The sequence below is a fragment of the Dyella sedimenti genome (assembly GCF_022760995.1).
Taxonomy (GTDB): Bacteria; Pseudomonadota; Gammaproteobacteria; order Xanthomonadales; family Rhodanobacteraceae; genus Dyella; species Dyella sedimenti.
Genome location: NZ_JAKWJO010000005.1, coordinates 1 through 12,388, shown reverse-complemented (window position 1 = coordinate 12,388; position 12,388 = coordinate 1). Strand labels below are relative to the sequence as shown.

Sequence of the window (12,388 nt, the reverse complement as noted above, 5' to 3'; positions counted from 1 at the left end):
CACGAAATTGCGTTTTGCGGCAAAGGGTTGCGCGTTTTCTTTCGACTTCTTCGAAAGATTTTGACGCACTCTGCACAAGTGGACCCAATTGGCGCTGGTTGCCCGCAGGGGGGCCCGCCTTCCCATTTCTAAGTAACTGGAATCGACGATGATGAAACGAAACCACCTTTCCATGGCGATCGCTGTCGTGTTTTGTATGGCCGCCGGCGTGGCCACCGCCCAAGACTCGGCGGCACAAACCGATCAGCAGGCTGCCAATAAGGCGGCGCCGCAGCGCAACAGTGTGTCGAGCACCTCGAACACCACGACGTCCAACGACACCAAGCGCGTACAGGAACTCAACACCGTGACGGTGCAAGCTCAGAGCCTTTCGCTCGGCGGCGGCCTGATGTCGGTGCAGACGGCGCCCAAGGCGGTTTCCACCATCACCCGCGACGCCATCGTGCAGGCTGCCCCGGGCAGCAACTTCACCCAGATGATCGAAAGCATCCCGGGCGTGAACTCCTCGACGGACGATGTGACCGGCCTGTCCGACGGCAACTACTCCATCCGCGGTTTCTCCTCGAACGAAATCGGCGTGACCGTCAACGGCGCCCCGATCTATGACTCGGGCAGCTACGCGACCTATGCGACCGAGTACGGCGACACCGAGAACTACGGCGATATCACCGTGCTGCAGGGCATTCCAGACGTGGACATGCCCGACTCCGGCGCGGCCGGCGGCCACATCGCCTGGGCGACCATCGATCCCTCCCATACCGCGGGCGTCGACGTGACCCAGAGCGTGGGCTCGAACGACTACCGCCGCACCTTCGTGCGCCTGAACACGGGCGACCTGGGTCCGGTGCGCTCCTGGCTGTCGTACTCGGACAACTCGGTCGACAAGTGGCGCGGCGCGGGCGACCTGAACGTCACCAAGGTGGAAGGCAAGTCACTGTGGACCATCAACGACGACAACTCGGTCACTGCCTCGTTCCAGTACAACCGCGAAGTGCGTAACTCCTACCTGGGCCCGACCAAGGCGCAGGCCAACAAGGACTACGACTACGACTACGACGTCAGCTACAAGCCGGGTTCGCTGGACACCAACTACTACGCGCTGCACACCAATCCGTTCAGCAACTATCTGGTCAGCCTCGACGGCGAGTTCAAGCTGGCCGACAGCCTGCGCTTGTCGGTGGTGCCGTACTTCCAGTACGGCGATGGCGGTTCGGGCAGCGGCAACAGCTATTTCGCCGAGACTACCAACGGCACGCAGAACCAGTACGAGTATGCCCACCAGGACCTCAACCAGGACGGCGCGATCGTGACCGGCCCGAACGGCAAGAAGTCGCTGGTGTACATGTTCAGCCATACCACCACCTACCGCCCTGGCGTGATCTTCAAGTTCAACCAGGACCTGGGTACGGACGACAGCCTGGAATACGGCGCGTGGTACGAAAAGACCCGCCAGGAACAGTCGCAGACCGCCGGCCTGGCCAGCTTCGAGACGGGCCAGCCGAACGACCTGTGGGGCGACTCCAACTACGTGCTGTATCCGGACGGCCAGCCGCAGAAGTCGTACAACGAATTCACCCGCACCGAAACCCAGAAGGTATTCGCCACCAATACCTGGACGCCCAACGACCAGTGGCTGGTGTCGGTGGGCGCCGCTTACCTCCACGTCGAGCGTAAGGGCTTCGCCTACGAGTACCCCGATTCCAACGGCGGCTACGAGAAGGGCTTCGGTAGCGACAACCTGAGCGCGACCTTCCACAGCGTCACCCCGAGCCTGGGCGTGAAGTATTCGCCGGACGAAAAGAACCAGTTCTACTACGGTGTGGGCAAGAGCTACCGCGCGCCGCCGAACTCGGCCATCTTCCTCAACGACGTGACCGGCCGCGAGCCGAACAAGGCGGAATCGGCCTGGAACAACGACCTGGGCTGGCGCTACTACGGCGACCGCGCCTCGGCCAGCGCCTCGATCTACCGCAGCAACTTCCACAACAAGACGCTGTCCGGCTATGACCAGAACACCGGCGAGTCGTTCTACACCCAGCTCGACCGCGTGAAGATGCAGGGCTTCAACGCCGAAGGCAGCTTCAACTTCACCGAGCAGTGGAAGGTCTACGGCTCGTACACCTATACCCAGGCCAAGGTCGAGAGCAACTTCGACTCGGGCGACGACGGCATCTTCGCGACCAAGGGCAAGACGCTGTTCAATACCCCGCGCAACCTCGCCAACCTGCGCCTGAGCTACAACAATGGCCCGTTCTGGGCGAACGTCAGCGCCAAGTACCGCAGCTCGATCTACGGCGACTACATGAACACCGAGCGTGCGGGCGGCTACACCACGTTCAACTTCAATGCCGGCTACCATTTCGGCGACCTGGGCAACTGGCTGACCAAGCCGTACATCAAGTTGAACGTTGCCAACATCATGGATCATCGCGCCTTCACCAACGCGAACAACGCCAGCGCCTACCTGGCATCGAACCCGGGCAACCTGATCAAGGGCCTGGACGGCACGAAGCTGTACACCTCCGCGCCGTACTACTCGCTGTTGCAGCCGCGCACCTTCATGGTGACGGTGGGCGCTTCGTTCTTCTGATCGGTTCCACAAGCTGTTGCTGTCAACGACCGGCGCCGCGAGGCGCCGGTTTTTTTTGGCCTAGGCCAGGCGCCGCGACGGCGATTACCTGCGATTCGGTCTGTATCCTGACGCAAGAATGTGATGTTTACGTCAAAAAGTTACGTATTTGTAATATAATGCGACTACATTCGTCGTGATGAGTCCTGCCTGGCAAGCTCGCCGGGCGCCTGGGCGCGTCAAAAATATTCAGGGAATCAGCTACTTAAGGCGATGGCGGAGGGGCATGGGACTCCTCTGTGCTGGTCCCATGCTTTCTTGCGAATCTCTTAGGGGTCGAATCTCGATGAACATCCATTTGCGTACCAAACTCCTGCCGGTGGCCATTGCCGGCCTGCTGGCGGCCTCGCCAGTCCTCGCCCAGGACACCTCCTCCTCGATCAGCGGCCGCATCCTGGACGCCAGCGGCCAGCCGGTGGCCGGCGCCACGGTGCAGATCGTGCACGAACCGTCGGGTACCACCAAGGTCACCACCACCGATGCCAACGGTCGCTACGCGGCGCAGGGCCTGCGCGTGGGTGGTCCGTTCGACGTGAAGGTCAACAAGGACGGTACCCAGGCCGAGCAGGACAACGTCTACCTGCAGCTGGCCCAGGACACCGCGATCAACCTGACCATCGGCGGCTCGCAGGCGGCCACCAACCTCGGCGCCGTGACCGTCACCGGCCTGGTGGCGGCGCAGACCTTCAACGGCGACAACAAGGGGCTGTCCACCAACGTTTCCGGCCGCGACCTGCGCATGGCGCCGTCGCCGAGCCGCTCGATCCAGGACATCGCCCGCCTCGATCCCCGCATCGCCATCACCGACCGCGGCGACGGCTCGATGTCCGCCATGGGCATGAACAGCCGCTACAACAAGATCAGCGTGGACGGCGTGGGCGTGGGCGACCCGTTCGGCCTGAATTCCAACGGCATGCCCTACCTGGGCTCGCCGGTGTCGGTGGACACGATCGCCGAATACAACCTCTCGACCGCCAACTTCGACACGACCTCCGATACGGTCGGCGCCGACATCAACGCGGTGACCAAGAGTGGCACCAACGACTTCCACGGCTCGGTGTACTACGCCTATCGCAACGCCGGCAAGATGGTCGGCGACGCGGGTTGGCTGAAGAGCGACCGCAGCTACAAGGGCTATGACCGTGACTGGACCGGTGGCATGACCCTGGGCGGCCCGATCATCAAGGACAAGCTGTTCTTCTTCGCCAGCTACGAGAAGCAGAAGACCCTTGGCCTGGGCAACGATTCGGCCAACGGCCTTGACCCGTCGCTGACCGGCGCCTCCACCAGCAACAAGATTTCCCAGAGCGACCTGCAGCGCGTCATCAATGCGGCGAACGCGCTGGGCCTGCATCCGGGCGATTTCAGCGGCGGCGGCGTCGACCTGAACAGCAAGCGCTCGCTGGCCAAGCTGGACTGGAACATCACCGACAACCATCGCGCGAGCCTGGCCTTCCAGCGCACCAAGGAAGTGCAGCCGGTGATCCAGGGCAACAGCAACAACGCCATCGGCCTGACCAGCTACTGGTACACCAAGAACAGCGACACCAAGAACTATTCGCTGCAGTTCTTCGACGACTGGAACGACACGTTCTCGACCGAGACGAAGATCGGCTACAAGGACTTCAGCCAGGTGCGCACGGTGCCGTGGCAGCAGCCGCAGATCTTCATCAACCTGGGCAAGGACAACAACGGCAAGCTCAACGGCGCCTCGCCGTACATCGACCTGGGCGAGGACCAGTACAGCGACTACAACCAGATCCAGACCAAGACCTGGAGCATCTTCAGTGCGGGCACCCTGTACCTGGGCGATCACACGCTGAAGGGTGGCATCGACTTCCAGCAGGACAAGATCTACAACCTGTTCGGCCGCACCCAGTTCGGCGCATACACCTTCTGGGGCATCGACAACTTCGAGAAGGGCATCTACAACCAGTTCGACCTGTACCAGCCGGCACAGGGCTATTCGCTCGACGACGTGGCCGGCGCCTGGACGTTGCGCCGCTACAGCTTCTTCCTGCAGGACAACTGGCAGGTCACCGATCGCCTGTCGCTGCTGTACGGCTTCCGCGTGAACCGCTATTCGACCAACGACAAGCCGGTCTACAACCCGACCTTCGAAAAGACCTTCGGCTTCCGCAACGACCAGACCATCGATGGCTCGACCATGGTCGAGCCGCGCGTCTCGTTCAACTATGCCTTCGACACCGCGCTGCAGACGCAGCTGCGCGGCGGCGTGGGCCTGTTTCAGTCGAATCCGCCGACCGTATGGATGACCAACCCGTACCAGAACAACGGTATGACCGTGGCCACCTACTCGATCCGCAACAGCGGCAACGCGCCGGTGGGCCCGGGTACGGCCTACCCGGGCTTCAGCCCGGACCCACTCCATCAGAACGTGCCGCCGCCGTCGAGCACGCAGATGGCGGTGGACACCATCGCGCCGAACTTCAAGCTGCCGTCCGTATGGAAGGCCAGCCTGGCAATCGACCGCGAACTGCCGTGGATGGGCCTGATCGCGACGGCCGAATACGAGCACATCAAGGTGCGTGATGCGATCTGGTACCAGGCGTTGAACATCGGCGCGCCGACCGGCGTGCTGCCGGACGGTCGCTTCACCTACTACAAAAACCCGCTGGGCGGCCCGTCGGGCAACACCAACCGCGCCAATGCCAACAATCAGTTCTCGGTCAGCACCACCGAACTGGCCAACACCGGCAAGGGTCACTCCGACGCGTTCACGCTGTCGTTGAAGAAGCCGTTCGCCGACGAGTGGGCGGCGGGCATCGGCGTCACCTTCGCCAACGCCAAGGAAGTGAATCCGGGCACCTCCAGCCAGGCCGCGTCCAACTTCAGCAACAACGCCTGGGTGAACCCGAACGAGAACGTGGCCAGCACCGCCAACTATGCGGTCAAACAGCGCGTGACGGCCTCGCTGAGCTGGTCGCATGCGTTCTTCGGCAATTACGCCACCACCATCAGCGCGTTCTACAACGGCCAGAGCGGCCAGCCGTACAGCTGGGTGTTCGCCAACGACGCCAACGGCGACAGCTACAGCCGCGACCTGGCCTATATCCCGCGCCCGGGTGACGTGGTATTCCAGAACGGTACGCCGCAGAAGGCGATCGACCAGTTCTATGCCTTCATCAAGCAGGACAGCTACCTGAAGGATCACCAGGGCCAGATCGCCAGCCGCAACGGTACCCGCGCGGCCTGGACGAACCAGCTCGACATGAGCTTCAGCCAGGAAGTGCCCGGCATCTTCAAGGGCAACAAGGGCGAAATCCGCCTGGATGTGTACAACTTCATGAACCTGCTCAACAAGGACTGGGGGCAGCAGCTGTACGTGCCGTTCCCGTACACCCGCAACCTCGCCAGCTTCGCCGGCGTGGATCCGGCCACGGGCAAGTACATCTACAGCCTGCCGCTGGATGCGAACAATAACTACCAGCCGGGCACCAAGGTGGTGTACGACGCCGGTCGCGACATCAAGACCAACGTGGTGTCGCGCTGGTCGGCGATGCTGACCCTGCGCTACACGTTCTGACGCAAGACCTTGCTGTCGCTGTATCGAAACCGGCGCCCGAGAGGGCGTCGGTTTTTTTGTGGGTGCGTCAAAAGCCGCTGGATTCCGGCGTTCGCCGAAATGACGATGAGGCATGCGCGAGGAATGGCCATGGCCGGGCAGTCCAAGGGAGCTTGACCCTGTCATGCCCGTCGCGGGAAGCTACGCGGTCCGCCGCGTTTTGCCCGGACGTACGAGCCGCGAGGGCGCGGCTAGGAGAATGTTTCAATGAATGACACGCAAGCCGGCAAGGCCGGCCGAGCCGCCACCGTCAGCGCGCGCATCTCGCCCGCCGGTGGCCTGGATATCCTGTCCCGCAACGAGGTGGCGCGCTTGCGCGACGCCAGCGGGTCGGGCCTGCATGCCCTGCTGCGCCGCTGCGCGCTGGCCGTGCTCACCTCGGGCAATATGAGCGACGATCCGCGCTCGATCCTCGAACAGTTCCCCGATTTCGACATCCAGGTGCTGCAGCAGGATCGCGGCATCAAGATCGAGCTGACCCACGCGCCGGCGCAGGCCTTCGTGGATGGCCAGATCATCCGCGGCATCAACGAGCTGCTGGTGGCGGTGGTGCGCGACATCGTCTACGTGTCGACGCAGATGGAGCAGGGCAATTTCGACCTGGACGACAGCGTCGGCCTCACCCATGCGGTGTTCGAGATCCTGCGCAACGCGCGCATCCTCAAGCCGCAGATCGATCCGAACCTGGTGGTGTGCTGGGGTGGCCACTCGATCTCGCGCGACGAGTACGAGTACACCAAGCAGGTGGGCTACCAGCTCGGCCTGCGCGGCATGGACATCTGCACGGGCTGTGGCCCGGGCGCCATGAAGGGGCCGATGAAGGGCGCCACCATCGCCCACGCCAAGCAGCGCCGCCGCAACAACCGCTATATCGGCATCACCGAGCCGGGCATCATCGCGGCCGAGTCGCCGAACCCCATCGTCAACCACCTGGTCATCATGCCGGACATCGAGAAGCGCCTGGAGGCCTTCGTGCGCATGGGCCACGGCATCATCGTGTTCCCGGGCGGCGTGGGCACGGCGGAGGAAATCCTCTACCTGCTCGGCATCCTGCTGCATCCGGACAACGCTGGCGTGCCGTTCCCGCTGATTCTCACCGGTCCGCGCCAATCGGCGGCGTACTTCGAGCAGATCGACCGCTTCCTGCGCCTGACCTTGGGCGATAGCGTGGCGCAGCACTACCAGATCATCGTGGACGATCCCATCGCGGTGGCGCGCGCGATGGTGCGCGGCATCGACAAGGTGCGCAACTACCGCCTGGACAACAAGGACGCCTTCTTCTTCAACTGGGCGCTGAACATCCCGTATGCGTTCCAGCTGCCGTTCCGTCCCACCCACCAGGCCATGCGCGGGCTGGTCATCCACCGCGACCGTCCACGCCACGAACTGGCGGCGGACCTGCGTCGCGCGTTCTCCGGCATCGTGGCCGGCAACGTGAAGGAAGAGGGCATGCGCGCCATCGAGAAGGAAGGGCCATTCGACATCGACGGCGATGCCGACATCATGCAGTCGCTGGACGAGCTGCTGAAGGCCTTCGTGGCGCAGGACCGCATGAAACTCCCGGGCGGCACGGCCTATGTACCCTGCTACCGGGTGCTGACCAGCGAAACCGCTCCCTGACGGCGGGCCCAAGGTGTCTTGACAGGCCCGGGCCGGGTATTCAAACTATCCAGCTCACCCCGCCCGAATAGCTCAGCCGGTTAGAGCACTTGACTGTTAATCAGGGGGTCGTTGGTTCGAGTCCAACTTCGGGCGCCAATGCTGAAAAAGGGCTACCTGCAAAGGTGGCCCTTTTCCTTTGGCATGGCGCGATTGCTCGCTTGCGGCCTGCACGAAAGCTTCGTGGCCTCGTGGCGAATCCTTCACCATCCCATCCCCAGCATCGTCGGCGCCTCCCATCGGGGTCGATATGCGCGACAAGCATCCCAGTGAATGCGGCCCGTTCGACCGGATCGCCCAGGCCGCGGCCAGGCTGGCCGGGCGGCCCGCGGCCTTTCTGGCGGCCATGCTGCTCATCGTGGCCTGGGCCGCCAGCGGCCCCGTGTTCCACTTCGGCGACACATGGCAACTGGTAATCAACACGGGCACCACCATCATCACCTTCCTGATGGTCTTTCTCATCCAGAACAGCCAGAACCGCGACACCCTGGCCATGCAGATCAAGCTGGACGAATTGCTCCGCGCGGTCAGGGGTGCCCGGAACCGGGTGATCGATATCGAGCAGGCCGCCGAAAACGAGCTGGAGCGGCTCAAGCGCAAGTACGCTTCCGAAGGCGACCGGGCACGGAGTGACCAGGACGATACGTCGGGCAGCTAGGCCGGCAAAGGGAATGCGTGTTGCGGCGACCAGGGCTTCGTCAGCCTCCTTGCGCGCAGCGTTGCGCCTGCTCCGCGGAGGCCTGGGCGCCGTAGATCCGGCCGGAGTTGGCCACGGTCACGGTCAAGGCGCTCTCGGCGCGGCCATGCCGGCACAGCGTGAAGCGGGCATTGCTGCCGCCGGCGCTGCCGTCCCCCTGGAAGTGGATGCGACGGCGCCCATCGGTGCTGAGGATGGTGAGGCGGTCGTAACCGCCGGCGATGGTGCCCGGGGCGCCATCCAGCCGGTCGGCCTGGTCGCTCCGATAGTGCCCGAGCAGCCAGCCATCCTCCCAATGGACATCGTCGGCGCAGCGCCGGCCATCGTGCGAGGGGCAAAGCATGGTGCGGCGGCCGGTGCGAACGGCCTGGCCGCGTGCCTGCTGAAGTGCGGCAAGCAGGTCCGCCTGGGCCGTTTGCAGCTGGGTGCGGGCCGCCAGGTGCCCAAGGGCGGGGCTGGCCAGGCAGGCCAGCGCCGCCACGACAGCCAGGGCGATGATCTGCTCGATGAGGGTGAAGCCGCCCGGCCTGCGGGGCCGGGCCCATCCGTGCCTTCGTTCCATGGGTGCTTCCTGCACGCGAAGCAGGCAGGCTAGCGGGATGGCCGCCTGGCGTCAGTGGCCATTCAGGCCGGCCGGCTGTCACAAGCTGCTGACAGGCCGTGTCAGCAGTGCGATTTAAAATGACGCCATCCGCCCGCATATCGTCCGCCATGACTGACCGGTTCGAACTCGTTTCCCCCTACAAGCCATCGGGCGACCAGCCTGCAGCGATCCAGAGTCTCAGCGAGGGTTTCGAGGCCGGCCTGGCCGCGCAGACCCTGCTGGGCGTGACCGGCTCGGGCAAGACCTTCACCATCGCCAACGTGATCGAGAAGGTGCAGCGGCCGACCATCGTGCTGGCGCCGAACAAGACCTTGGCGGCGCAGCTGTACGGCGAGTTCAAGGAGTTCTTCCCGCACAACGCGGTGGAGTACTTCGTCAGCTACTACGACTACTACCAGCCGGAAGCCTATGTGGCGGCTTCCGACACCTATATCGAGAAGGATGCCTCGATCAACGACCATATCGAGCAGATGCGCCTGGCGGCGACCAAGGCACTGCTGTCGCGCAAGGATGCGCTGATCGTGGCCACCGTGTCGGCCATCTACGGCCTGGGCGATCCGGAGGACTACCTCTCGCTGCGCCTGATCCTGGCCAAGGGCGAGCGCATCGACCAGCGCGCGCTGATCCGCCAGCTCACCGAGCTGCAGTACACCCGCAATGAGATGGAGCTGCGCCGCGGCACCTATCGCGTGCGCGGCGAGGTGATCGACGTCTTTCCGGCCGAATCGGAGACCGAGGCGCTGCGCATCGAACTGTTCGACGGCGAGGTGGAGGCCATGGCGCTGTTCGACCCGCTCACTGGCGAGACGATACGCAAGGTGCCGCGCTACACGGTGTATCCGCGTACGCACTACGCGAGTACGCGCGAAAGCGTGCTCAACGCGATCGAGACCATCAAGGTCGAGCTGAAGGAGCGGCTGGAGCAGCTCTACAAGGACAACAAGCTGGTCGAGGCGCAGCGCCTGGACCAGCGCACCCGCTTCGACATCGAGATGATGGCCGAGGTGGGTTACTGCCAGGGCATCGAGAACTACTCGCGCCACCTGACCCGCCGCGGCCCGGGCGAGCCGCCGCCGACCCTGTTCGACTACCTGCCGGCGGACGCCCTGCTGGTGGTGGACGAGTCGCACGTGACCATCCCGCAGCTGGGCGCCATGTACAAGGGCGACCGCTCGCGCAAGGAAACGCTGGTGGAGTTCGGTTTCCGCCTGCCCTCGGCGATGGACAACCGTCCCTTGCGCTTCGAGGAGTGGGAGCAGCGCGCGCCGCGCTCGATCTATGTATCGGCTACCCCGCGCGAGTACGAACTGCAGAAATCTGGCGACGCCATCGTCGAGCTGGTCGTGCGCCCCACCGGCCTGGTCGATCCGGAAGTGGAGGTGCGCCCGGTGCGCACCCAGGTGGATGACCTGCTGGGCGAAGTGCACAAGCGCGTGGCGATGGGCGACCGCGTGCTGGTCACCACGCTGACCAAGCGCATGGCCGAGAACCTGACCGAGTACCTGGCCGATCATGGCATCAAGGTGCGCTACCTGCATTCGGACATCGAGACGGTGGAGCGCGTGGAGATCATCCGCGACCTGCGACTGGGCGAGTTCGACGTGCTGGTGGGCATCAACCTGCTGCGCGAGGGCCTGGACATGCCGGAGGTATCGCTGGTGGCCATCCTCGATGCGGACAAGGAAGGCTTCCTGCGCTCCACAGGCTCGCTGATCCAGACCATCGGCCGCGCGGCGCGCAATGTGCGCGGCAAGGCCATCCTCTATGCCGATACGGTGACCCGGTCGATGCAGGCGGCGATGGACGAGACGGCACGCCGCCGCGAGAAGCAGCAGGCCTACAACGAGGCCAACGGCATCACCCCGCAATCCGTGGTGCGCCGCATCGCCGACATCATGGAAGGCGCGCGCGGCGAGGTGCCTGGTCGCGGCCGTGGCGGTCGCGGCGACCGCAAGGGGCGGCAGGCTGCCGTGGCGGAGAAGGCGGGGGACTACGCTTCGCTCAGCGCCGATCAGGCCGCGGCCATGATCAAGAAACTGGAGGCGCAGATGTACAAGCACGCCGAGAACCTGGAATTCGAGGAAGCGGCCAGGATCCGCGACCAGATCCACCAGTTGCGCGAGAAGGCGCTGCGCTGAGGCCTCCGGGCCCGGTTGTCGCCGGGTCGCGGAGCACGTATACTGCGCGGCTCGCACGGCATGCCGAGCGAGCTCCGGGCGGTTAGCTCAGCGGTAGAGCACTACCTTGACATGGTAGGGGTCACAAGTTCGATCCTTGTACCGCCCACCAATTCGTAACCCGTTGATCGAGCGGGACTAAAGAGGAATCCTTCGGGGTTCCTTTTTTGTTTCTGGCTCAGAGAACGTGCACAAAATAAGCCCCTTGTTCACAGCACGCAATGTGCACGAAGTGAACGAGGGCAGGGCATTCACAGTCCTGAGTGTGCACAAGCCAACCTAAGTGGCCGTCGTTTCTACAGATAGCCCTACCTAGTAAAGGTAGTGGCGGGTTCACTGCGTTGCACCCGCTTGCATCTACCGCTGAGCTAACCGCCCGGTTCTCGCCATAGCTGGGAATGACGCATGCCCCTCCTAATTCGCCCAGGGGGTGGCAGAAAGTCGACCCCGGGTAGAGGGGGTGTCGGGGGTGCTCTACTAGTGCGAACTACGGCTAGAATTTTTCTCGGGGAAATTCAGCGAGACAGGAGGACCATATGTTGGAACGTATCAGCGTTCTTATGACCGAGTATGTCCGACCATGGAAGATCGTCACCCTGCTCATCGGCATAGCCCTGCTCGTTGCTGGCTCTTACTTCTACCAAGCCCCCGACTGGGACATACCCATCAGCTTCATCATGGCCCTGCTTGCTTACTTCACCGCACCGTGGAGCATGCGGGTCTTCCTTGAGCGTAGATGGAAACTCTGGCCTTTGGCCTTATTCGCAACATGGTTCACTGTGGATGGTTGCTATGCCATCTACTGGCATTTCAGGAACCCGATGGCGCTCGAACAAATGCGCGCTGCTAACTTCCCAGCCTCGTTAGCGCTCTATGGCGTATGCGGGATTGTCTGGCTCTACAGAGGGAGTCTCTCTCAATTTCGATCTGAGCTACTGGCGCATCTGTCCTCAATTAGGACTGGCAAGCAATAAGAGCCGCTAACAAAACTCCGGAAGATTCCGTAAGCAGATGATCGAGCAGGCAAGCGACAGCC

7 protein-coding genes and 2 tRNA genes are annotated in these 12,388 nt (G+C 63.4%); 8 read left to right on the top strand and 1 reads right to left on the bottom strand.

Annotated elements, in window-relative coordinates; all coding sequences use genetic code 11:
* Positions 1-172: 172 nt before the first annotated feature.
* The 5 genes from MJ605_RS11800 (at position 173) to MJ605_RS11780 (ending at position 8,532) form a co-directional block, all read left to right on the top strand.
* Positions 173-2,590, top strand: coding sequence for a TonB-dependent receptor (locus MJ605_RS11800; RefSeq protein WP_243041724.1), 2,418 nt, complete (start codon positions 173-175; stop codon positions 2,588-2,590).
* A gap of 325 nt (positions 2,591-2,915) precedes the next feature.
* Entirely contained in the window at positions 2,916-6,176 is a 3,261-nt protein-coding gene (locus MJ605_RS11795; RefSeq protein WP_243041723.1) for a TonB-dependent receptor, read from the top strand.
* 246 nt (positions 6,177-6,422) lie between these two features.
* Positions 6,423-7,835, top strand: coding sequence for a nucleotide 5'-monophosphate nucleosidase PpnN (gene ppnN, locus MJ605_RS11790; protein ID WP_243041722.1), 1,413 nt, complete (start codon positions 6,423-6,425; stop codon positions 7,833-7,835).
* 61 nt (positions 7,836-7,896) lie between these two features.
* A tRNA-Asn gene (locus MJ605_RS11785) sits at positions 7,897-7,973 on the top strand.
* A gap of 151 nt (positions 7,974-8,124) precedes the next feature.
* Positions 8,125-8,532 carry a low affinity iron permease family protein gene (locus tag MJ605_RS11780; RefSeq protein WP_243041721.1) on the top strand — a complete coding sequence of 136 codons (408 nt, stop codon included), beginning with the start codon at positions 8,125-8,127 and terminating at the stop codon, positions 8,530-8,532.
* 40 nt (positions 8,533-8,572) lie between these two features.
* Here the strand turns inward: MJ605_RS11780 and MJ605_RS11775 are convergent, their stop codons facing one another.
* Entirely contained in the window at positions 8,573-9,133 is a 561-nt protein-coding gene (locus tag MJ605_RS11775; protein ID WP_243041720.1) for a GspH/FimT family pseudopilin, read from the bottom strand.
* 149 nt (positions 9,134-9,282) lie between these two features.
* On the opposite strand from MJ605_RS11775, the gene uvrB reads away from it, so the two are divergent.
* The 3 genes from uvrB (at position 9,283) to MJ605_RS11760 (ending at position 12,326) form a co-directional block, all read left to right on the top strand.
* Entirely contained in the window at positions 9,283-11,313 is a 2,031-nt protein-coding gene (gene uvrB, locus MJ605_RS11770) for an excinuclease ABC subunit UvrB (RefSeq protein ID WP_243041719.1), read from the top strand.
* A gap of 76 nt (positions 11,314-11,389) precedes the next feature.
* Positions 11,390-11,464: transfer RNA gene (locus tag MJ605_RS11765), tRNA-Val, on the top strand.
* Between the two features lie 424 nt (positions 11,465-11,888).
* Entirely contained in the window at positions 11,889-12,326 is a 438-nt protein-coding gene (locus MJ605_RS11760) for a hypothetical protein (RefSeq protein WP_243041718.1), read from the top strand.
* Positions 12,327-12,388 lie beyond the last annotated feature (62 nt).